The organism is Lentibacillus kapialis (genome assembly GCF_014646635.1).
Lineage (GTDB): Bacteria > Bacillota > Bacilli > Bacillales > Amphibacillaceae > Lentibacillus > Lentibacillus kapialis.
In genome coordinates this window covers 1-23,264 of the sequence record NZ_BMNQ01000023.1, presented here as the reverse complement: position 1 = coordinate 23,264, position 23,264 = coordinate 1, and the positions used below count along the sequence as shown (strand labels likewise).

At 41.7% G+C, this 23,264-nt stretch carries 22 protein-coding genes; 15 read left to right on the top strand and 7 right to left on the bottom strand.

Annotation, left to right across the window (positions count from 1 at the left end):
* Positions 1-9: 9 nt before the first annotated feature.
* On the bottom strand, positions 10-1,674 hold the full coding sequence (locus IEW67_RS09495) for a PucR family transcriptional regulator (protein WP_188632828.1): 1,665 nt from the start codon (positions 1,672-1,674) through the stop codon (positions 10-12).
* Positions 1,675-1,947: 273 nt separating this feature from the next.
* Here IEW67_RS09495 and IEW67_RS09490 point away from each other — a divergent pair, with 273 nt between their 5' ends.
* The 5 genes from IEW67_RS09490 to IEW67_RS09470 all read left to right on the top strand — a co-directional run bounded on the left by IEW67_RS09490 (position 1,948) and on the right by IEW67_RS09470 (position 7,268).
* Positions 1,948-3,165, top strand: a complete 1,218-nt coding sequence (locus IEW67_RS09490) for a pyridoxal-phosphate-dependent aminotransferase family protein (protein ID WP_188632827.1) — start codon at positions 1,948-1,950, stop codon at positions 3,163-3,165.
* A 219-nt stretch (positions 3,166-3,384) separates the two neighbouring features.
* On the top strand, positions 3,385-4,299 hold the full coding sequence (locus IEW67_RS09485; protein ID WP_188632826.1) for an oxamate carbamoyltransferase subunit AllH family protein: 915 nt from the start codon (positions 3,385-3,387) through the stop codon (positions 4,297-4,299).
* Positions 4,300-4,400: 101 nt separating this feature from the next.
* On the top strand, positions 4,401-5,726 hold the full coding sequence (locus IEW67_RS09480) for a uracil/xanthine transporter (protein ID WP_188632825.1): 1,326 nt from the start codon (positions 4,401-4,403) through the stop codon (positions 5,724-5,726).
* A 196-nt stretch (positions 5,727-5,922) separates the two neighbouring features.
* Positions 5,923-6,252: an ArsR/SmtB family transcription factor gene (locus tag IEW67_RS09475; protein WP_188632824.1), complete on the top strand. Its 330-nt coding sequence runs from the start codon at positions 5,923-5,925 to the stop codon at positions 6,250-6,252.
* Positions 6,253-6,281: 29 nt separating this feature from the next.
* Positions 6,282-7,268 (top strand): cation diffusion facilitator family transporter, encoded by a 987-nt coding sequence (locus IEW67_RS09470; RefSeq protein ID WP_188632823.1) that lies wholly within the window; start codon positions 6,282-6,284, stop codon positions 7,266-7,268.
* A 127-nt stretch (positions 7,269-7,395) separates the two neighbouring features.
* Here IEW67_RS09470 and IEW67_RS09465 read toward each other — a convergent pair whose 3' ends face one another.
* On the bottom strand, positions 7,396-7,515 hold the full coding sequence (locus IEW67_RS09465; RefSeq protein ID WP_188632822.1) for a YjcZ family sporulation protein: 120 nt from the start codon (positions 7,513-7,515) through the stop codon (positions 7,396-7,398).
* Between the two features lie 330 nt (positions 7,516-7,845).
* Between IEW67_RS09465 and IEW67_RS09460 the strand changes: the two genes are divergently transcribed.
* From IEW67_RS09460 to IEW67_RS18405, 3 genes are read left to right on the top strand one after another with little or no spacing between them, the layout of a single operon-like run.
* Positions 7,846-8,703, top strand: a complete 858-nt coding sequence (locus tag IEW67_RS09460) for a TetR/AcrR family transcriptional regulator (RefSeq protein WP_188632821.1) — start codon at positions 7,846-7,848, stop codon at positions 8,701-8,703.
* Positions 8,704-8,705: 2 nt separating this feature from the next.
* Complete coding sequence (locus IEW67_RS09455; protein WP_308430724.1) at positions 8,706-9,983, top strand: DHA2 family efflux MFS transporter permease subunit; 1,278 nt, start codon at positions 8,706-8,708, stop codon at positions 9,981-9,983.
* Positions 9,907-10,188, top strand: a complete 282-nt coding sequence (locus IEW67_RS18405) for a hypothetical protein (protein ID WP_308430725.1) — start codon at positions 9,907-9,909, stop codon at positions 10,186-10,188. Before IEW67_RS09455 ends, IEW67_RS18405 begins: the two co-directional genes overlap by 77 nt.
* Before the next feature lie 432 nt (positions 10,189-10,620).
* Here IEW67_RS18405 and mscL read toward each other — a convergent pair whose 3' ends face one another.
* Positions 10,621-11,112 carry a large conductance mechanosensitive channel protein MscL gene (gene mscL / locus IEW67_RS09450; protein ID WP_188632820.1) on the bottom strand — a complete coding sequence of 164 codons (492 nt, stop codon included), beginning with the start codon at positions 11,110-11,112 and terminating at the stop codon, positions 10,621-10,623.
* A gap of 423 nt (positions 11,113-11,535) precedes the next feature.
* Between mscL and IEW67_RS09445 the strand changes: the two genes are divergently transcribed.
* The 3 genes from IEW67_RS09445 (at position 11,536) to chrA (ending at position 14,304) form a co-directional block, all read left to right on the top strand.
* Entirely contained in the window at positions 11,536-12,618 is a 1,083-nt protein-coding gene (locus IEW67_RS09445; RefSeq protein ID WP_229671728.1) for a GerAB/ArcD/ProY family transporter, read from the top strand.
* A gap of 160 nt (positions 12,619-12,778) precedes the next feature.
* Positions 12,779-13,084: a PadR family transcriptional regulator gene (locus IEW67_RS09440; RefSeq protein ID WP_188632819.1), complete on the top strand. Its 306-nt coding sequence runs from the start codon at positions 12,779-12,781 to the stop codon at positions 13,082-13,084.
* Between the two features lie 53 nt (positions 13,085-13,137).
* Positions 13,138-14,304, top strand: a complete 1,167-nt coding sequence (chrA, locus tag IEW67_RS09435) for a chromate efflux transporter (RefSeq protein ID WP_188632849.1) — start codon at positions 13,138-13,140, stop codon at positions 14,302-14,304.
* A 69-nt stretch (positions 14,305-14,373) separates the two neighbouring features.
* On the opposite strand, the gene IEW67_RS09430 is transcribed toward chrA, so the two are convergent.
* Positions 14,374-14,955, bottom strand: a complete 582-nt coding sequence (locus IEW67_RS09430; protein ID WP_188632818.1) for a hypothetical protein — start codon at positions 14,953-14,955, stop codon at positions 14,374-14,376.
* Positions 14,956-15,372: 417 nt separating this feature from the next.
* The gene (locus IEW67_RS09425) at positions 15,373-15,606 is read right to left on the bottom strand and encodes a C4-dicarboxylate ABC transporter (RefSeq protein WP_188632817.1); all 234 of its coding nucleotides are present in this window, start codon (positions 15,604-15,606) and stop codon (positions 15,373-15,375) included.
* 926 nt (positions 15,607-16,532) lie between these two features.
* Here IEW67_RS09425 and IEW67_RS09420 point away from each other — a divergent pair.
* From IEW67_RS09420 to IEW67_RS09405, 4 genes are read left to right on the top strand one after another with little or no spacing between them, the layout of a single operon-like run.
* Positions 16,533-17,717 carry an acetyl-CoA C-acetyltransferase gene (locus tag IEW67_RS09420; RefSeq protein WP_188632816.1) on the top strand — a complete coding sequence of 395 codons (1,185 nt, stop codon included), beginning with the start codon at positions 16,533-16,535 and terminating at the stop codon, positions 17,715-17,717.
* Between the two features lie 41 nt (positions 17,718-17,758).
* On the top strand, positions 17,759-18,445 hold the full coding sequence (locus IEW67_RS09415; protein ID WP_188632815.1) for a CoA transferase subunit A: 687 nt from the start codon (positions 17,759-17,761) through the stop codon (positions 18,443-18,445).
* A 21-nt stretch (positions 18,446-18,466) separates the two neighbouring features.
* Positions 18,467-19,138: a CoA transferase subunit B gene (locus IEW67_RS09410; protein WP_188632814.1), complete on the top strand. Its 672-nt coding sequence runs from the start codon at positions 18,467-18,469 to the stop codon at positions 19,136-19,138.
* 20 nt (positions 19,139-19,158) lie between these two features.
* The gene (locus IEW67_RS09405; protein WP_188632813.1) at positions 19,159-19,764 is read left to right on the top strand and encodes a BCCT family transporter; all 606 of its coding nucleotides are present in this window, start codon (positions 19,159-19,161) and stop codon (positions 19,762-19,764) included.
* 90 nt (positions 19,765-19,854) lie between these two features.
* On the opposite strand, the gene IEW67_RS09400 is transcribed toward IEW67_RS09405, so the two are convergent.
* Positions 19,855-21,075 (bottom strand): transposase, encoded by a 1,221-nt coding sequence (locus IEW67_RS09400; RefSeq protein WP_188632812.1) that lies wholly within the window; start codon positions 21,073-21,075, stop codon positions 19,855-19,857.
* 328 nt (positions 21,076-21,403) lie between these two features.
* Positions 21,404-21,985: a hypothetical protein gene (locus IEW67_RS09395; RefSeq protein ID WP_188632811.1), complete on the bottom strand. Its 582-nt coding sequence runs from the start codon at positions 21,983-21,985 to the stop codon at positions 21,404-21,406.
* Positions 21,986-23,264 lie beyond the last annotated feature (1,279 nt).

The following is a 23,264-nucleotide window of genomic DNA, read 5'->3' as shown; positions in this document are numbered from 1 at the left end:
ACCCCGGGGTTACTGGGGGAAAGCTAGTGTTTTGGACTCTTCTTCCAGGATAGATCCAATGGTTAAGGCAACGCGAACCCGTAAGGAATCTGCCGGGTCACGGAATGAACAATTTAACAATTCTTCCGTTTTACTTATACGGTATTTAACGGTATTGCGGTGGATATATAATTTACGCGCTGTATCCGATATTTCACATTGACAGTTTAAATAGATTTCAATCGTTTTGACTAATTCCTGATCATCTTTTGTTTTTGGATACGCAAGCGATTTTAAGGTATTTTCATAGAGTGCTTTGATGTCTTTACGGGGAAGAGTGTTGAGTAATTCTTTAATTTCCCTCGTTTTATAAAAATTGATAAAGCCTGTCATATTCTGGTCGTATCCATTGTCAATCGCTTCTGCGGCTTCCTGGTATGCGGTGGGAATTTCAGTAATAGACTCTACAGGGTTACTGATACCGAATGATACGGAATATTCCCCTTGTACATTTTTTTGAGCTTGTTTGGTAAATTCCGTAACCACACTGATTTCTGTTTCGGTGTATTGATCGAATTGCAAGATCATCACAAAAAATTTTTCTTTGGTGAATAGGGTGGCTTGCATATTACCATTAATCATTTCATCTTCCAGCTGGTCATAGATACTGTTATGCAGCTCGCCTATCTTTTTTTCATAGAGTTGCAGTGTTTCATAGTTATCTCCTTCTGAATCGACGGTACATAACACACAAATGCTTTCTTTATCCGGAAGCAGTCCATAAAATGCTGTCCGGCTCATAATCTCTTCTTCAGCCTGTATCCGTTTTTCAATTAAATCCGCAAAAAAGTTGTTTTTTAACAGTCTTGAATTTTCTTCAATCGCCTGTTCCTTGATCAGCGTGGACGAGATAACGTTTCCTGCTTGTTCTACAGCCATTTGGGATGATGGATATGGCAATGTTTTAAAATCAATGATAACCAGCATGCTAGGCTGTAGTCGTTTTGTTTTGACAGGGAAAGAGGTGACAGTCTGCTGTTTTAGAGACGGTATGTTAAATGTCGTCCCATCCCGGTAGAATGCTACGTCCTCTTTAATGGATTCAAGGATTTCTGTTTCAGCCAGTTTCATAGAATCCATTCGAAAATCATGGCTGCGTGCGATCATTTCCCCCCGATGATTTAATAATAGTGCAGGGCGGATGAGAAAATGTCCCAAGTGTTCCACTAATGAATTGAGATTGTAGCCTTTGACCATCATGTCTGAGAATTCTTGTTGGACATGCAGTGCATAATATAATTGTTCTGCTTCGTGGTCATTCAGATAATTCAGGATATGACGGGATAAGTCTCCAAGTGTACGGTTTGTCGGCAGATCAATAATCGGAAATGCCAGATCGTCTGCAAGTAACTTGGCTTCTTCCGGAATTTTATGCATGAAACGATTCACCTTAATGATGATGCCGGAACAGTTTAAATCATGCATCTCCCTGATCAGTTCACAGAATTGATTCGTATCGTTGTGAAAACCATAACCAGTGGTCAGAAGTAAATGGTTTTTGTATAAAAATTGTATGACATCGGGTGTGTCGGAAATATTAACAGATTCAACATACCTTGTCAGGCCACGATGTCCTGCTAATACGGTACACTCTTTCATGCCATCCAGTATGAATAGATCATTAATTGTTTTCATGCACACCACTCTCTTAAAAAATAAGTCGTTTATTTCAAAAAAGGGTTAGTATCCCCTTTGCACCTGACATTATACGTCAAAACTAGACAAAAAGCAAAATGTTATTTAGTTAATTTAAACAATGACTTTTAATGTTTATTTTTATAAAATAAAATGGTTAAACTAAAACTGATTTTGAGATAATGTCTATACACATCTTTCTGTTATTGCTGATCGTTGTTCACAGCATTTGAAAGATGTATGTTTTAATCCGTTAAAGGAGGTAATGGGAATATGTCGTATACTGATTTATCGACACCAATACGTACGATCATGACCCCGGGTCCCGTTGAGGCTGATCCGAGAGTGCTTCGGGCGATGTCAACGCCGGTCATTGGACAATTTGATCCGGAGTTTTTAAAGGTTATGAATGAAACAATGGCATTATTGCGTTATAGTTTCCAAACGGATAACCATCGCACTTTTCCGGTGGACGGAACTTCCCGGGCTGGAATTGAAGCTGTTTTGTGCAGTATTATTGAACCTGGGGATAAAGTGTTAATCCCGATTTTTGGACGATTCGGATACTTGCTTACAGAAATCGCCAGTCGTTGTGGTGCTGAGATACACACGTTGGAAAAAGATTGGGGCGAGGTATTTTATCCTGAAGAAGTAAAAGCCGAGATGAAAAAAGTAAACCCTAAAGTTGTAGCGATGGTTCATGGCGAGACGTCAACAGGCAAGATGCAGCCTTTAAAAGAGATTGGCCAATTTTGCCGTGAGCAAGATGCACTGTTTGTAGTGGATGCTGTGGCAACCCTTGGGGGCGTCGAATTTAAAACAGATGAATGGTGTATTGATGCCGCTATTGCCGGTACGCAGAAATGTCTTGCTGTTCCATCCGGTATGGCACCGCTCACATATAATGACCGTGTAGAAGAACTTATTCTGGAACGAAAAGATATTGAGCGGGGTTTAGCTGATGATTCGGCTAATGACCGCAGAATTCAGAGTAACTACTTTGATCTGAGTCAAATTCAGGATTATTGGACAACGGACCGTCTCAATCATCATACAGAAGCTACCTCGATGCTCTATGCGCTCCGTGAAGGATTACGGATCATTCAAGAAGAAGGTATTGAACAGCGATGCGAGCGTCATCAATTTCATGGTGAAGCCCTGATGGAAGGCCTTAAGGCAATGGGGCTTGAGTTGTTTGGAAATCAAGAGAACAAAATGCCGGTTGTAACTGTTATTAAAGTTCCGGAAGGTATTGATGAGGCACAGGTTCGCCAAACATTAATCAATGAATTCAGTATCGAAATAGCCGGTGCGTTCGGGCCGTTGAAAGGCAATGTGTGGCGTATCGGTTCGATGGGATTCAGCTGCCGAAAAAGCAATATTTTACAGGTGCTGAGTGCATTGGAAGCCACCTTACTTTATCATGGCGCTGACATAAACTGCGGAGCTGCATTGCAGGCAGCCTTGGCATTTTATGCCGAACACAAGTAAACAACGGTATTTGTATCCAAACGAAGATGAATTTATAACGTTAGGATATAAATTATGGATGGCCTTATAAGAAAAACGTCGGCATTCGCTATAAGGCGAGGCGAATGCCGAGTTTTTCTATGTTGCAACGACAATGAAAGCACCACTGCATACTGCAAGTGGTGCTTTCATTCGGAATACATGTCAGCAAACGCTATTTGTTGACCTGGAGTGAGTGTGGTGGAATTTCAAACAGGACAGGTTAACGCCGTTGCTGTAAGTGGCCGTGTTGACCAAATCCTTCAATGGCAACGCAGTGGAAAGGTTCATAGTGTTTTTGATTCGGGCTTTAATTTATTATTTGGTAGACGGCTCATTCATGTTGGTGTTTGTGCAAATGGGATGGCTCCGTTTGGAATTGGACTGGATCACCAGGCGTTCAGAAATCTGAGGCGTTCTATTCAACAAACGGAGAAGGTTATATGGAATTCTGTGGCACACGTTTTCGTATTTGCCAGTGGTGTGTCCTTATCGTTAATGCATGCAAACAGAACAGATCATTTGCTGCAGTCAAAACCCTTTGATGAGCGCGTTTTAATCAATAATATGCACGTTGCGGTGAATAAAATGCTGACAGAAAACTGGCAAACCGGGTTAACACAGACAGAAGAAGAGCATCAGTTGTTTATGCGTTATATGCAGACGTCGCTTTCTTCCCAGCAGCTTCCGTTCATCGGCAGACTAAAAGAGTTGGCAAGTTTAGCGAACGGATCCAAAAAAATCGTGTCCGAACATGTTCTGGATTATTGGATTGGCCGGGGACTTGGATTAACACCAAGTGGTGATGATATTATTACAGGAATGTGCGCTATGATGGCTATTTTAGGTGAACTCTCAATCTTTCACAAACAATTGCATTACTATTTGTATCGAAAGGGTATGGAACGGACAACTCCTGTGGGATATGAATATTTATGGTATGCCTCAGAGAAGCAATACCACACCCATTTGCTGGATATGTGCAATGCCATGCTGGAATCAGATGGTCAGGGAATGATGGCTGCATTACAGGCTATGAAAACGATTGGTCACACATCCGGCGCAGATACGGTGACAGGGATCTTGCTGGGGGTAAAAAGCTGGCAACTGGTTTAGAATGAATGGTTATATTTTTGTGTTCAAATTTATCTTACTTTTTGAACATCCTTTTATAGTATGATTAAACAGTTTTATAGATGGAGAAGGAGAAGAGTAAAATGAACGAATTCTGGAAGTCAAGCAGTTGGTTATCCGGCTTGCAATGGCTTTTTTTCATTTTCACGAATACAGTTGTTATACCGATCACTGTTGGAGCGGCGTTTGGATTGCCGCAAGAGAGTATAGCCAGCATCCTGCAGCTGTCATTTATTGTGACGGGCATTGCATGTATGGTGCAAGCTCTTATTGGACATCAGCGAGCTATTATGGAAGGTCAGTCCGGTTTGTGGTGGGGCGTCATTTTGACACTTTCCAGCATTGCGATTGCTCAGGATATGCCTTTAGCGGTACTGGGTGGAAGCCTTGCTATTGGGGTCATACTTTCCGGCTTATTAACCGTTACCATTGGTTTGACCGGTTTGGGACCGATTATTGCCAAGCTGTTTAACCCTGCTGTGATGGGCGTGTTTATGTTTTTATTTGGTGTTAAACTCATCGGTATATTTTTAAAGGGAATGCTTGGGATTCCATTTGGAAATGATGCGCAATCTGCAACGATTGATTTGTCCGTATCATTGGTGTCGATCATTATAGCGATTATCGTCATTATCATTAGTATTAAAGCACCGCCTAACATTCGTCGCTACGCCTTATTAATTGGAATTGTGATCGGCTGGATTGCCTATAACGTCACGTTTGGGGGACAAGCCGCCGTTGAACAGACAGCATCATCCGGATTCACCTTCTTCCCGCTTGGTGAACCAGTGTGGAATACGGGGGTTATCATAACGGCAATTCTTGCTGGCTTGCTGAATACCGCAAATACATTCGGAGCATTAAAAGGAACGGATGCTATGTACCAAAAGGAAACGACCAACAGTCAGTACCGTGCTTCGTTTACGATTACGGGGATCTTTACGGGTATTGCAGGGGTGCTGGGACTGGTTCCATATGCGCCATATGTCTCTTCCATTGGCTTTTTGCATCAGACAGGTATTATTAAGCGTATTCCATTTATTATAGGTGGACTGATGTTTTTTGTTATGGGTATAATTCCGCCAATCGGACACTTTTTCTCCTTATTACCATTGAGTATAGGCAGTGCTGTTTTGTTTGTATCTTATTTGCAATTGCTTAACTCATCCTGGAACTTTTTCAAAGAAGTGGAATTTGATTCTCTTAATGTATACCGGTCGGCTATTCCTTTGTTTGTTGGTATTATCATCATGACACTGCCGCCATCTTATTTTGAAACCATACCCGGCACTGTCCGCCCGCTTCTAAGCAGCGGATTATTAGTTGGCATTATACTCGCCCTTCTGCTGGAAAACGTATTTAAATGGGATTGGGACAAACATACAGATCGTCGGTTTGGCGAGAAGTAAGATTATCGGTTTACAGCTTGCTGGACGCATTCCTTTCATACGGGATGCGTTTCTTCTAATTGTTATGAAATAGATCCTTTATCATTTTGACATTTTCATACTTTAATTTTATAATATGACTATATGTTAATATAAGCATCTATTATTCGCGTTGTAGCGATGAGTGAGATTTAACTCCTGAAATGAGGGAATTGTCATGGCTGAGAACCGCGAAAATCCGGGGAATGACTCATATGAAGACTTGGATGAGGAGACACTATTTGTTGTATCACAGACTTTTAAAGCGCTTGGGGATCCGACCAGAATTCGCATTCTTCATTTATTATTTCACAGTGAATTCTCTGTCAATCAAATTTCAGAAACGCTGCATCTCAGGCAGTCTACAGTATCCCATCAGTTACGGTTTCTGAAAAATTTACGGCTGGTGAAAAATCGCAGGGACGGGACAACATTGTTCTACTCACATGATGATGAACATGTGATGAATTTACTGAAGCAAACAATTGATCATGCGTATCACAGTTAATGGTTATTTAGATTTGTGCAAATTGGCAAATGCTGCGTGCAGTATTGATTGAGGAGGTATTCAGTTTGGGACATGATCACAGCCATGATCATACGCATGGTGCAAATAAGAAAATATTAATGATCAGTTTTATAATCATAACGGCTTTTATGATTGTCGAGGTAATAGGTGGATTTGTAACCAATAGTTTGGCGCTGCTATCGGATGCCGGCCATATGTTAAGTGATTCGATTTCGCTTGGGGTCGGTTTCGCCGCGTTTGTAATGGGCGAAAAGGTAGCCAATTACAGTAAAACGTATGGTTATAAGCGTTTTGAAATTTTGGCAGCTGTTTTTAACGGGGCAGCACTCATAGGTATTTCACTATATATCTTTTTTGAAGCCTATAAGCGTTTTGTCAATCCGCCGGAAGTTGCTTCTGCAGGTATGTTAATTATCGCGACCATCGGCCTGATTGTAAACATTGTTGTTGCAGTGGTTATGATGCGTGGCGGCGACACGGAAGAAAACTTGAATTTGCGGGCGGCATTTCTGCATGTCCTTGGTGATTTGCTTGGTTCTGTCGGCGCGATTATTGCCGCTTTACTGATTATGCTCTTTGGTTTTGGCTGGGCCGATCCGCTGGCAAGTGTACTAGTCGCGCTGCTGGTTTTGATCAGCGGCTGGAGGGTCACAAAAGACGCTGTTCATGTGTTAATGGAAGGTACTCCGAAAAGCGTTGAGTTGGACGATATTATTCAGACGATTGAGGCTCTCCCGGAAATTGTCGATATTCATGATCTGCATGTATGGAGTATTACGAGCGGGGAAAATGCCCTTTCCTGTCATGCAGTGGTTGATGGAAGCTTGTCGGTCAACGAAAGTCAGCAGTTGCTGGAAACGATCGAACACAAGCTGGAACATAAAGGAATCGGGCATGTGACCATACAAATGGAAAGCAGGGATCACCAGCATGTCGATTCATTGCTTTGTCAAAACGAACAGGAATCCGGTCCCTCTCCCGGGCATAGTCATTAGGGGCAAGTTGGTGCGCTGCCGAAATTTCTCCATGATTCATTCTTTCTGACGTATAACACTAAAAGGCTTATGGGGTTCCCATAAGCCTTTTGTAGTTGGATTAGAAAACGAAGCGCACGGTTTTTGTTTAGCAATAACCGCCGCCAAAGCCACCGCCGGCATAAGCAGTGCCAACGATGATGAGGAGTATAAACAACACGACAATCAGGGCGAAACCACCGCCGCCCCCTGCATATCCTGCACTCATTAAAAAAACACCTCCTTAACGTGGGTAGTGTCATCATATGCGAGATTGAGCAGATGGTGTGGACATGTAACTAGTTGCGGATGAAAAATCCCGAAATATGTATCATGTACTTTAGCGAAATGAGGACTCGTTTATTAGGATCATCCAACTTTCGCAGATTCTCCCTCCTGTTAGCCGCTCTGCTGAATAAAAAATAAAGCAGCCCCCAACCGAATAACATTTCAAATTGTTCTTCAAATCATTTGTTTATTAAAATATCACATGTTATTATATTCTGGTGACTGTTAAGTTACCATTAGTAACTGTCCGGTCAAATTGGAGGGATTTGCGGTGACGCAACGACATGAAGAACTGATGGATGCGGCTGTTCAGCTCTTTCAACAAAACGGCTTTCACGCTACCTCTGTTGCTGATATCACGGAAGCCTGCGGTATATCCAAGGGTGCTTTTTATAAACACTTCAACTCAAAAGAAAACATGATTTTGAAGTTGCTGCAGCAATATTATGATGACATGTTCAGTGAAGCAGATCGGCCTCAGGATGTGTATAACCAGTCACCTCTACTGGTCCTTAAGCGAAAAATCATGGTTGAACTTGAGAAATCACTGGAATATAGATCTTTTTTTCTTGCTTTATTGACGGAATTCCCACCGTATGAAACAGGACCGATCCCTGAATTTCTAAGCCGGATACAGGCGACACATCAGAAGTGGCACAAGCGGGCATTATTGAATGCGTTTGGATCAAAAACGGAGAAATACCTCGATGACCTGACGCTTATTCTGGAAGGCATCTTGCACAGTTATTTAATGCAGATGATTTGGAAGGGTACGGCATTGCCTTTGGATAAATTGAGCGATCTTATAACAGAATGTTTAAAAGCGATTGTTGAGAATGACGAATTATTAACGCCGATATTATCAGTGTACAACAGTGCAGATAGTGAAACCTTTATTTTGGAGAGTATCAGCAATGAATTACATGCATTACGCTCAGAAATGAATACAGATAATGCTCAATCGGAAAAGGATTTGCAAACTATTGATTTTCTAGCTGAAGAATTGACACAGGAAAAACCGAGAGAATTTCTGGTTGATGCGTTGCTTGCTCAGTTGCATCAGCGTTCATATTTGAAAACACGATTAATCGGAATTTTAACTGAATGGGAAATATGGAAAGGGGAATAATCATGAACGATACAGCAACTTCCTGGGAGCTACCGTCAAAACAGAAAGGATTGATGATAGCCGCCTTATTGATCGGGGCGTTTATGGGTATTATCAATGAAACATTATTGGCTACAGCACTCCCAACCATTCAAGATGCATTTTCTATCTCACAAGGGGAAGTGCAATGGATGACAACCGCTTTTTTGATGACAAATGGGATTATGATCCCTGTTTCAGCATTTTTGATTGACCGGTTTACAACCCGCGGCTTATTCCTGAGTGCGATTGGACTATTTGGTGCAGGTACGGCGGTTGCAGCAATAGCACCCGTTTATTCGGTTCTCCTGTTGGGCCGTGTTGTGCAAGCGTCCGGCTCGGGTATTATGCTGCCGCTTTTGATGACAGTACTTCTAGCAGTCATTTCAGTGGAACGGCGCGGTACTGCAATGGGGATGATCGGCATTGTGATTGCGTTCGGCCCGGCAATTGGTCCGACATTGTCAGGCTGGCTATTAGAACATTTCTCATGGCGAGCACTATTTATTACCGTCCTTCCGATTGTCGCGATTACGATGACAGTTGCAGCACTCTTTCTGCGGAATGTGACCGACCTCCGGAAACCAAAGATAGATGTATTATCGATCGTGTTATCGTCAGTCGGGTTTGGGTCGTTCCTTTATGGGTTCAGTATTGCTTCAGAAAATGGCTGGGGTAGCACCGTCGTTATTACTTCTATAGTTATCGGGATCGTGGTGATCGGTTTATTCATCTGGCGACAGTTGGTCCTTCAGACACCGATGCTGGAGTTCCGGGTATTTCAATTCCGGATTTTTACATTGGCGATTGTGATTACGATGACGGTTCTGGTATCACTGATCGGGGCTGAAACATTGCTCCCGCTGTTTATGCAAAATGCCCTGGGATTCTCACCGCTTAAATCCGGTTTGATGCTGCTTCCGGGAGCGGTCGTTATTGGCATCCTTTCTCCGATCACCGGAAGGCTTTTTGATAAATTCGGTGCGAAGTGGCTTGCGTTGATTGGGCTTAGTATCGTAACGGTAACTACCTTTATGTTTACCAGATTATCACTTGAGACATCATTTGCCTATTTGGCCACAATCTATGCGATTCGTATGTTTGGCCTGTCGTTTGCACTCATGCCGGTCATGACATCAGCATTGAACCAGCTGCCGCGCCAAATGGTATGCGCATGGGTCTGCGATGGCGAACACCCTGCAGCAGATTTCAGCATCAATTGGGACAGCGATTCTCGTCACCCTTGTTGCAATGGGGACTAACCGTTTCGTGCCGGATGCGGACACTTCCCCGGAGCTTGTCGGAAGCCTTGCACAGGTTGTTGGCTTTGAATGGGCATTTATGGGAAGCACGGTCCTTGCGTTTGCCGCATTTATTTTGGCATTGTTTCTTCATCCGCCGAAAAAAGAAAAAGAGATTGTCCGCCAGATTCACGGCAAGGATGCTAGGAGCCTCGGGCAGAATTAAGATATACAATACTAAAGACGAACGATACTCCGGTTCAGCGGAGGAAATATACGTAGACTCCTACGGGAGAAAAGGCCTCGGTGAGACCCCGAAGTGCGTTAGCACGAGAGGGCTCAACAGCCTCCCTAAGGTGCGCGAAGTATATTTCCGGAGCGCTGCATACGCTCTAGTTAGTTCGGTTTTTTCCTTAATAAAACGACTTTTATCCAAGGCTCCTAGCCTTAGGTAGTCTGGGAACAAGCACCCTTGTTAATTTGGTCACTTATAGAGGAGAAAATCGAACATAATATTATATTTAGCATACCAATCATATGTGATTTGGTATGCTATTTTTTATAACGTCAGAAAGTATAAATGATGGATAATCTTATAAGAAACGTTTCGGCATTCGCTATAAAACGAGGCGAATGCCGAGTTTTTCTAAGTATCATATCATGAATTAATGCGCCATCGCGGTGTCTTTTTGCGAATGTGTTCCTGCTTTTCCAGCGTAGACGAACAGTTGGGGCAAATAATCGCTTGTGACGGGATTGGCGTACAGCAATAAGGACACTCTTTTTTGGTCATCGAATCGATTGGATGCTGATGTGGTTTTTTCCAATGATTGATTTGACGGACGACAAGAAATACAGCAAATAAAATAATCATGAAACGGACAAAAGCCGTAATAAAAAGACCATAATTGATAGTTACGGCACCTGCTTCTTTGGCTTTTTCCAACGATGGATATGCATTACCGCTCAAACTGATATATAAATCCTGGAAGTTCATTTTGGAATATAATAAACCAATCGGCGGCAGGAGAATATCCTTGACAAGTGAGTCGATAAACCCGCTGAACGCAGCTCCTAATACCATTCCGACACCGATATCAACAGCGCTCCCCTTAATCGCAAATTGACGAAATTCCTGAAATAACCCCATCGTATCAGCCCTTTTCTGCACTATTTTATGATAAATATTCTATGATAAAAGTGGACAGACTATGAAAGTAATCAGGAAGGGAAAAGAAACCCAGAGGTAAAAAGTTCCTAGGAGTCTTAGACATAATTAAGATATACAATGCTAAAGACGAACGATACTCCGCTTAAGCGGAGAAAATATACGTAGACTCCTGCGGGAGGAAAGGCCTCGGTGAGACCCCGCAGTGCGTCAGCACGAGGAGGCTCACCAGCCGCCCTAAGGTGCGCGAAGTATATTTCCGTAGCGAGTTATATACTCTAACTAGTTCGGATTTTTCCTTATCAAAAACGACTTTTGTCCAAAGCTCCTAGGTCTATACTGCGACTTCAAAACCATGAACCGATCCTTTGGCAATTACATCCATATATATGAGGGGGATAAGTAGTGGAGAAAGGAAGAATTTCAGCTTTACAGATGGCAATTTTGATGTATCCAACGATATTAGCAACCGCTATCCTTACCTTACCGGCAACTACAGCAGCATATGCAGACCGCGATATGTGGCTATCCCCTTTCTGGGGCTCCTTGGCTGGTTTCCTGGCAGTGTATAACGCATACAAGTTAAACACACTTTACAGAAAAGAAACATTGATTCAGTACAGTCAGCATATTATTGGCTTCATTCCAGGAAAAGTTCTTGGGTTTTTTTATATCTTCTACTTTTTACATAATGAATCACTGGTCGTAAAACAATACGGAGATTTTGTTGCTGGAATCTTCCTTCCTGAGACACCAATGATCGTGGTTAATATAGCGATGGTAGTTGTCTGTGGCTTTGCAGTAAGAGGCGGTTTGGAAACAGTTGCACGGACCGCTCAGATTTTTATACCTGTGAGCTTTTTGCTTTGGATAATCGTTATCATTTTACTCATTCCGGAACTGGAACTGACTAATATGCTGCCCATTATGGAGAATGGAATAATGCCTTCTATTAAAGGGGCGTACATTCTTCAGAGCTGGTTCAGTTTATTTATTATGGTTGCCTTTTTGCTTCCTTTTTTAAAGAACCATAAAAAAGGACTTAAATGGGGGATGTATTCTGTGACTGGCGTATTATTTACGATGGTCATTACAAACTTAGCCACGCTGCTTATATTTGGGAACATGACATCAAACTTTCTATACCCGGTCATGGATGCCGCTCGCTACGTCAGCCTTGCTGATTTTCTTCAACATATTGAAGCGCTTGTCATGGCGATTTGGGTAAGCGGTACTTTTATTAAAATTACTGTATTTTATTATGTCGTGGTACTGGGTACTGCTCATTGGTTAAAACTTAGCGATTACCGGCCGATCGTCCTGCCAATCGGCTTTTTAATCGCCGTTTTTACGGTGTGGACGCCCGGTATGCAGGTAGTTAGTCAATACTTTGCCACAACGAGTATCATTTACTCGGTATTATTTCAAACGATCCTGCCGCTTCTATTACTCATAGTCGCCGTTTTTAGGGTACCTTCAAAATCATAGGAACTGTCTGGTGGCGTAAAGCTGCACTTGCGGTTAGTATTAATTTTGGGCTTTCAATGTAAACTTTTTGGAATGACTTGATTAATTGATTCATTTATTATATACTCATAATCGAAAATCGATATCGAAATTAAATAAAGGTCGAAGGGGAAGGATTAATGTGGATAACCAAGTGCTAAGAAAACTTTTTCTGGGATTTATCCAAATTCATATTCTGCATCACGCAAAGGAGGAACCGATTTATGGATCCTGGATGGTAGAGGAGTTGCATGAACATGGATATGAAATTAGTGCCGGAACTCTCTATCCAATTTTTCACAATATGGAAAAAGACCAACTCCTGGATAGGGAAGACGTCAATGTGAATGGGAAAATTAGAAAGTATTATCGAATTACTGAAAAAGGAGATAATGTTCTACAAGAAGCAAGAACGAAAGCATATGAACTTTTTAAAGAAATTAAATAATAGGCGGGTGAGTAAGGGTGAAACAACAACCAAACACGAAAGGTCGTTTACCGATGCTCCTAGAGATCCTATTAATATCAACTAAATTGGGTTTAACATCATTTGGTGGGCCTGTGGCTCACTTGGCTTACTTTAAGGAGGAATATATTGATCGACGAAAATGGTTAAACGATAAAACGTATGCAGACCTTATTGCACTATGCCAGTTCCTTCCCGGACCCGCAAGCAGTCAGGTAGGCATTTCAATAGGCATTCTGCGTGGAGGATTACTTGGGGGAATTATTTCATTCTTAGGGTTTACGCTTCCATCTGTTATGGTTCTTGTTATCTTTGCATTGCTATATCAAAATTTCTCGTTGGGTGATGCCGGCTTTATTCATAGCCTGAAGATTGTAGCCGCAGCCGTTGTTCTTCACGCGCTGATTGGGTTGGGCAAAAAACTGACTCCGGATAAAAGCAGGATGGGTATAGCTTTGGCAGGCGCAATGATTATGTTATTGTATCCTTCAGCCTGGATACAGATTCTAATCATTGTGGCAGCGGGATTGCTGGGATTAAAACTGTTTCGGGATAAAGCTGAATCAAAAATTGAACCTTTAAACGTTAATATATCAAAAAAGATGGGTGCTACATCTTTACTGATTTTAGTGAATACTCTAATTGCTTTGCCTATCCTTAATAAAACATTTAACAGTTCTCTACTCAATATCTTTGATGTGTTCTTCAGAGTTGGATCGTTAGTGTTTGGCGGCGGTCATGTGGTGTTGCCAATGATTGAAAGAGAAATAGTACCTCAAGGTCTTTTATCACCTGATGAATTTTTGGCAGGGTATGGAATGGCGCAAGCAGTACCCGGTCCATTATTTACATTTTCAAGCTATCTGGGTACCATAATGGAAGGCATCACAGGGGCTGTGGCTGCGACTGTTGCTATTTTTTTACCTTCATTCCTGCTAATTGTGGCCGCCTTGCCATTCCTTAGTGAACTGAGAAAACGCGCATCTTTCCAGAGTATTCTTATGGGAGTGAATGCCAGCGTGGTCGGTATTTTATTGGCAGCTTTCTATGATCCGGTGATTAAGAGCTCTATTCATGATGGAACTGATTTTGCCTTGGGTGTGATCTTATTCGCTTTATTGAATGTATGGAAAGTACCTGCATGGCTTATTGTTATCATCGGTTCTGTGGGGGGATATATCTTTAATTTATTTAGTGTTTAATATCTAAAGGACCTGCTAAATTATGAAATAAACAAAACAGCAAAAAGGGGAAAGGTTCTGTTCGTGATGTCAATCCCCTTCTGCATTTTTATATAACTCACCAGTATTTGCATTAAATTGTAATCTCTTCATCTTTTCCTCCTTTTTGTCCCATCCGATAATCTTGACAAGCATACTATCTTTTTCAGTAGCCTTTGAGATTCCAAAGATGTATCTTCTTTTGCGGGTATCAATTGGATACAGTTTTGTGGTACTCATTGCTTTTTTTAGGAGTTCAGGTGAATCGAACTTAAGTTTTGATAAATCCGTAATAAAATAAGCGTCTGATAGAGGCACGACACTCTCATCTGTTATGTCTGTACGATTATTGATTTCCCCATCACGGATGTTCACCAAAAAAGCTTTATTGGTTCCCGGTATTCCAAAGGTTATATCCCAATAGCTGCTTTTTCCATTCATTCTGGTTATTCGCTTGTCACCGTCAACGCTTTTGGCGTCAATTAACCTGGCATCCTTGTCCCATTTTAATGCATCCGGATAAGCACGTTTTATTGCCTGAATTAAGGTTAACGGATGATTCACTTCTTTATGCATACAACCACCCAATAACAATAAAGAAATAAATAAGCTTACAAATAGTAATTTTTTCATTTGCTACCCTCGAGTTATTATTTTTGGTAAATATTCCGTGTACAATTATTAAATTATTACCTTTCTTGATGAAATACTATGTATTGGGTCAGTAAAAAATGTATGAAATGGAAAGAGCCTCTATATCTGAGAATTCTCTTGGGGTGAAGGGTGGCCATAGCTGGCCAGATAAAACATAGGTAAAGATTTCATTGGGAACCAGTCGTGGTCATTAATGGATATTTATACATTTTAGCAGTTAAAAATGTTATTGTCGGAAGTGCTCTTCTTTCCCCACTTTATTTCAGGTAGGGCAGATCCCATAAAATGGTTTTTTCGTGTGAATGGAGTTTTAAGAAACGGGACTGTGCAAAATACAGTCCCGTTTCCTTTACTTCACAGATCGCATCTTTGGAGCATGTTTATTTAATAAAGTATTTAGAATAAGGTGCCTGTGGAGAACCAATACACAAGGATGCCGGCAACCCCTACGCCAATAGACCACCATCCCAAAGTCTTTGCGGTACTGTTCACTGTAATAATCCCGAGGATGACAGCAGCAATCCCAAATATAAGTGGTAGTGTAAAGAAGGAGATAACACCTGCTACAATACCTATCCACCCCATCCATAAGGCGGAGGTATCATTTCTGTTTTCCACTGTTTCAGACATTGTTTCACCTCCTTGTGTTTGTAGCTTTACCCATCAATGCTAAAAACCATTAAAATTTTACTTTCAAATGGTCTGTAAAGCTAATGTTTATTAGCTTGGCCATAAAGAAAGAGTCTCTTTAAAAAACCAGAGACTCTTTCTGCGGTGAAAGAAGGCCATGCCGGCCACACCTTATTCTTACCATTCAATGTTAAAACATACTACGTTACACATACATTCATAAATGATTTTCATTGGGCTGAATGGGTGTTTGTGGATATTTAATTATATGTCGGATATTCACCCAATGTGCAAGGAGAGGATGTTACAAAATTTACATGAGAAGCAGTACCGTCTTCCTTTAACAGGGACTCATATATAGTTTGATTTTAATTTCGGCCCTGCCTTTAACTTTATATGCAACAAAAGGCCTGTAACGTGACAGTGTTTTTATTGCTTGTAACGTCAGAAAGTATAAATTATGGATGACCTTATTTGCCGAGTTTTTCTAACGTTAAACCTTCAGCTTGTTGAACTGATCACTGTTTAACAAGCCCTATGGCAGTATGAAGCGGTGGTTATCTAAGAACAACTGCACACAACACCCGTAAATGATTTTTTCAAGTGTGCATTGCATCGATAATTGCAGCCTTTTTCACGTATAGGAACAGTTAGTTGAGGGATGCTAGTGTTATTTAAGTGAGGATCATTTTAGATAAATCATAAAACTTTAGTCACGACATCTGATGTAGAAACAATCCCTTATATGTGCGTGTTCAAAAAGGAGGATAAAAAGGACCAAGAAGTTCGAGGCGGCGCAGTTTCGAGCAGCGGAGAAACAAGCCAACGAAGAAATTCGAAGTGTCATGTTTACCGGACTTTTTGAACAACCTCTTATATAGAAAATCGTCTTCCAGACAACCAAACAATGATGGAGGGAAACTATAGTGCCATTACAGGAAGTTGTTATTGCTAGTGCTGTTCGAACACCGACTGGATCATTTACCGGAAGTTTAAAAAGTATTTCCGCACCTGAACTCGGATCGATTGTTATCAAAGAGGCATTAACGAGAGCGGGAATTGCTGATAAACAAATCGACGAAGTGATTATGGGAAATGTACTTCAAGCAGGTCTTGGACAAAACCCGGCTCGTCAAGCTGCAATGAAGGCGGAGATTCCGGATACGACACCGTCCATGACAATCAATAAAGTGTGCGGTTCCGGTTTGAAAGCTATCCATCTTGCAGCCCAATCAATCATGCTTGGTGAACAAGATGTTGTTGTCTGTGGTGGAATGGAAAACATGTCGCAGGCGCCTTACATATTGAAAGGGGCAAGAGAAGGGTATCGTATGGGGCATCAAACGGTTGTTGACAGTATGATACACGATGGTCTCTGGGATGCGTTTAATGATTACCATATGGGCATAACTGCTGAAAATGTTAGCCAATCGCATGAACTTTCCAGGGAAGAACTTGATGAATTTGCTGCTGAAAGTCAGAGGAAAGCAGCTGAAGCGATAGAAACAGGCAGATTTAAAGATGAAATCATCGCTGTTTCCGTTCCGCAACGAAAAGGAGAGCCGATTTTGTTTGATCAAGACGAAGGGGTGAAACCAAATAGCTCCAAAGAAAAGCTGGGTAAACTCCGCCCGGCCTTCCAAAAAGATGGAATGGTTACAGCAGGTAATTCATCGGGGATTAACGATGGAGCTGCCGCGCTTGTAATACTTAGCAAGCAAAAAGCACAAGAATTAAAGATTGAACCACTGGCAACGATTCGCTCCAATGCCAGTGCCGGGGTTGATCCGAGTCTTATGGGACTTGGTCCTATTCCAGCAACGAAACAGGCGCTTGAAAAAGCAGGGATTTCTATGGGAGATATCAGCTTGATTGAGGCAAATGAAGCTTTTGCAGCACAGTCGCTTGCCGTTAGGAAGGAACTAAACATTGACGATAAGATATTAAACGTAAATGGCGGGGCCATCGCACTCGGACACCCCATTGGTGCTAGTGGTACGCGTATCCTTGTTACCCTATTACATGAGCTGAAACGTCGGGATGAGCGGTATGGTCTGGCCACTCTCTGTATCGGGGGCGGTCAGGGCGTTGCAACGATCGTTGAAAGGTAGTCCATGGAGTTTATTAATTTGTTTTTGAGGAGTGAGTGAATGTGAAACCGATCGTATCTTCATTTGAAGAAGCGGTAAAAGATATTCGTGATGGGGCAACCATTCTTGTTGGTGGATTTGGGCTGGTTGGGATACCGGAAAACTTAATTCTTGCCCTGAAAAAATCAGGTGTAAAAGATTTGACAGTGATTTCAAATAATTGTGGTGTTGATGATTGGGGTCTCGGTCTGCTTTTGAAAAACAATCAAATCAAAAAAATGATCGGATCATATGTAGGTGAGAATAAGGAATTTGAACGGCAAGTTATGTCCGGCGAATTAGAGGTTGAGCTTGTCCCCCAGGGAACTCTTGCGGAGAGAATGCGTGCAGGCGGTGCAGGAATACCGGCATTTTATACGCCTGCAGGAGTCGGTACACAGATAGCAGAAGGTCGTGAAGTGAGATCATTCAATGGCAAGGAATATTTGCTTGAAAAAGCAATAACAGCAGATTTTGGACTTGTACGTGCCGCAATGGCGGATACCATTGGAAATTTAATGTATAACAAAACGGCACGCAATTTTAATCCGATAGTCGCAGCGGCCGGCGAAGTAACAATTGCTGAGGTGGAAGAGTTTGTTAAACCCGGTGAGTTAAGTCCGGAGTACATTCATACGCCGAGCATTTATGTACAGCGATTGATTGTTGGAAAACAAGAAAAACGCATTGAACGTCTGACCACAAAATAATCGGCGGAAGGAGAATTCATCATGGCGAAAGAAGATAAAGCATTAACGAGAGAAAAGATCGCTAAAAGAGCGGAAAAAGAACTTCAGGACGGATTTTACGTCAATCTTGGAATTGGGATGCCGACTCTTGTAGCGAATTACATTCCAGATGACAAGTGGGTAATGCTGCAATCGGAAAATGGTTTGCTTGGAATCGGTCCTTATCCGACCAAAGACCAAGTGGACCCCGATTTGATTAACGCCGGAAAAGAAACCGTTACAGAGGCAAAAGGCACTTCGTACTTCAATAGTGCGGATTCATTCGGAATGATTCGCGGAGGTCATATCGATGTTGCGATTTTAGGTGGGATGGAAGTGTCCCAAAATGGTGATCTTGCTAATTGGAAGATCCCGGGAAAAATGATTAAAGGTATGGGCGGAGCTATGGACCTCGTTCATGGGGCTAAACATGTGATTGTGATTATGGATCATGTCAATAAAAATGGGGATCCCAAAATTGTAAACGCGTGCAGCTTGCCGTTGACAGGAGCCGGAGTAGTTGACCGGATCATTACCGATCGTGCTGTTATAGATATCACACCAGAAGGCCCTGTCCTCGTTGAAGCGGCAAAAGGATTCACTGTGGAAGATATTAAAAACCTGACTGAAACAGAGTTAATCGTCGAGGATGAAGTGACGTTGGAAGCGTATTAACCGTATAGATGGGAGGTGGTATGATGGATAAACCACAACTTGATAAACGCATTTTTTGGGGCGCGATTATCATCATTTGTTTGTTAGTAGCTCCTTTGGCTTTAGGGCCTGAAAAAGGATTGGCCATATTAAACGGCGTACGGGGATTTCTAACTGAAAAATTTGGATGGCTTTACATGCTGTTTACAGTTGCCATTTTTGGCTTTTTAATCTGGCTGGCCACTGGTAAGTACGCACATGTAAAATTGGGTGACGGGGAACCTGAGTTTTCAACACCTAGTTGGATTGCGATGATGTTTACTGGCGTCATCGGAGGTGGTATTATGTATTGGGGCGCAATCGAGTGGGCTTTCTATTATACCGCTCCACCTTTTGGCTTAGAACCGAAAACGGCAGAGGCAGTTCATTGGGCCGCCACATACGGACTTTTTCATTGGGGATTTACGGCATGGGCCATCTTTTGTTTATCGGTTTTGCCTATAGCCTATGCGTTTCATGTCCGGAAGCAACCGACGTTAAGTTTGAGCGGGGCATGTCAAGGAGTCTTGGGTAAATACCGGACCCACGCTTTAAATTTCCAGTTTTCCTTCCAGGATTTTCCAAGTGACCTCCACCTTCAAATTTAGACAAAACCCGTTAATTATCAACATCTTTTGCAGTTAATTGACATACTTAGCTTAACAATTTTTGTCGAATTATTATTCAGTTATGGAACGCTAACCCGGTCTCCAAAGCGTATGGTTCATCTTCGGCATGGCCCAACGGATCTGTTCTTTCATTTCCTTGATCATTTCTTTAAGTGGCATTTTCCGATCCCGGAAATGATGCAGATGCATGTAAAAATAGCTATATACCATGTTCACGGCTAATACAAGAATGGCCACCCAGGCCTCGATAGCTGTCGGATCGTGAACGTAGGGATGATCCAGGTGCCAGTAGGTCTTCAAGTCATGAAACCCGTTATTTTCAATATCCCACCGTGCGGCAGCCATTTTAGAAATCGTTTCTGTGGGCACTGCCTCCTTTTGACAGGTGGTCGCTGCCCATCTTTCAATGACTTCAATCTCTGCCTTCTTTTGACCTCCAACGATGATTATTCGCTCCGTTTGGCGAACCATCTTAACCATACGCAATGGAACCTTGACCTGTTTCCAACTCTTAAATCCTTCCTCATCCCATGCCTCAACTCTCACCCGGTTGCCATCGGCATCCTTCTCTTCCCACCGGACGTCCGCTTGTCGGTGATCGAAAAGACCTCTGGCATCCTGCATGATGAGCCGGCGCTCTTCTTTCATCCGGATCACGGCATCCATACCCTGGTTCAGAACCTGATGGATAAACGATGCCTTGGCGTACAAGGCGTCCGCGGTGATGATATCCATCAGACGCCCATGGCGTTTTGTCCTTTCCAAAAGACGGCCGGCACCGGTGATTTCACCTTCATCTTTTCCGGCACCGTCACGTGGCTTTAAATGCTCCACATCATAAATGATGCGCGGATCGCCGCCAACCTTCTGCAGAAAAACAGCACGATGAAAGTACTCCGTTTCACCTTCCTTGTTTCGTCGAACCAAACAATCGGAGCAGCTGCGACTGGTCGAGTTAAACAGCTCCACGCCATCTATAGCACCAACACGCCAGCCATCAATATTGCCTTTACGGGGCCCGCGATTTTGTTTGAACCTGGCAATAAACTGGTCGTGGCATTGATCCAGATGGTCTAAATCCCATTGGCACAAGGTATCCCGCAACGTGTCATGGGAAGGCTTACCTTTTTTTCGCGAAACCACCTGTTTGAACCGGCCATTTTTCCTGATCAAAGGCTTCCATGCTTTCCAAACGAAGAACAAATCCCATAAACAGTATGATGAAAATCGTTGATGGTTTATACCGTTGTGATCGCCTGAAATTTTGTGCCCCCTTGACCATTTCGTCAAAACCATATACCTTAGTAATGTAAAGGATAAATTCCTTTACCCACTGTTTTGACAGTGGTATCACCTCCTTGGGTTGAGCCCTAAGGAGTTTTTCTTCATTTTGTGGCGAAATCCTGCTCATTTCCAGTAATAATTGTATTGTTTAGCTAAAAACCACAAATCTCTGGATTTCCCACTACATGCATCCTCACTTCATGTTTTTTGAACTCTTAAGCGTAGCTCCTGATATTTATCCTTATGATTGCGGGAGGGGCAGTCGGGTCGGACCGACCCCGTTAGCTAAATGGAGTCGCCCTTTTATTTCAGTACCCCTGAAATAAAGGGTTAGTTAGCTTTCGAGTGCTTCTAATAGACCATCATCAGAATGAAGTTTAAACTCTTGGATTTGTCCCTTTTCCGAAAAATTAGTTTGGCCTTTTAATTCATAAATTTCTGCTTCACTGCCTTCTTTTTGATACGTCACATTTGCGTTAAAGTCATAGATGATTTCATCTGAATCTTTTGGTTTTATATCAATGTCATTAACGTCCATTTCATCGTTTTCTTTTACTTGGTAGCTAAAAACATATTTACCAACGTATTCATTGTACATCTCTTCAGTAAAATGGGGCTGGTACATTTCCTCTAAATACAAAACCAGTTCATTTGGTGATTCCGGATTTTTTGTTTCGCTATTCTTTCCAATAACAGTGAGATTTTCTGGATCATTTGATAGTCTATTTAGTTCTTGATTTGGTCCTGTGAAAGTATTTTCTAAAACAGCTTCTAAAGTACTTAAGTTCTCATCTTGTTGTGAATTAGGATTAGATTCTGAGCCACCGTTGTTTGATGAGCAACCTACAGCAAATAAAAAAACTCCTAGAATCAAAAAAGGAATAACAATTCGATAAACTGTTTTAACTTGTTTCATTTCGATCACCCCCAATAATAATATTTGCCACATTTTCATGATTGTTCTTTTAGCAACAAGAACTACAGAATTATTAAGGTGGTTTTTAGCGTTCGATGAGATTTCCTGTGGTCGGAATGCGTTCAACATAGCAAGTGAAATGAAAATATCACTGCTACATAATCCAGCTCTTCAAGTGTGCTCAGCCGGTAGTTTTTAGTAATTTCATGATAAATGATACTAATACTAAGTCAATATTAGAAATAATTATGTCATTTTTTGTAGGCTCCATAACATAAAGTTCTTGGATACCAAATAAGCTCGTTTGTAATATAATGACTATAGGTAGTATTCTGCCAGCTTTTATAAATGTTTTGACCAATTACCATTATACAGGATTTAGGTAAATAGTTCCTCCCTTTTAGTTTTGCAGGATAACGGCTTGAAATTATAAACTTCGCTCACTTGTAAATAGTATATTTTTAATTTAATCCCAAGTATAAGCTTCCATATCTGCTAATGAAGAATTACAAAAAGTCCTGTCCGTATACAAAACAACCCCTGGACCAACTCGTTCGTTTGCAGACTGATTAGCATAAGTTCCAAGACGAGATGCACCAACATAAAAAGGTTTGTATTCGCTTACAATTAGAATATTTATGTTAAAATAAAACTAAAGGTTACGACGAAACGGTCTTGAATTAACATTTAAAACGTTGTTCTCAAGCTGAATTTAAAAATGATGATTATTGAATAAGTCAAAATAGCTTTGTTTATTGGTGATGCATCATTCATCGGACGCAAGAAAGGAATGAGACTTGCAACCTACTTTTGCATTAAAAAGCAAGATTGTGTGACTATTTATTATGGAGGGGACTGGTAATGAGAGATAGCAATGAGTTTTCTGAGTTGCGACGCGAATTAGAGAGTATTAATCATCGATTAGATAAGATAGAAAATCAAGGTCAAAACCAAAAACAAAGCAAGTATAATCGAAGCTCCAATACAGTATGGGCGTTAATACCAATAGTTGCTATTATTATGTGGGGATTGGTATCGATATTTTAGGCGAATCTTAAGATATAAGTATTAAAAAACGGGGATATGTCAGGAATAAAGCTGCGCTCGATGTTGGGTACCGTCAAGAAGTTTGTGTAAATTAATAGAGTATCCTCGGAATTGGGGTTTGTTTTCTGACACCTTTCCCTGGGTACCCAGGGAAAGGTGTCAGAAAATTTAGCCATTTAATCATCCATCTTCTGGTTTTCCGTATCGTCTTTCAAACATATCTTGCAATGAT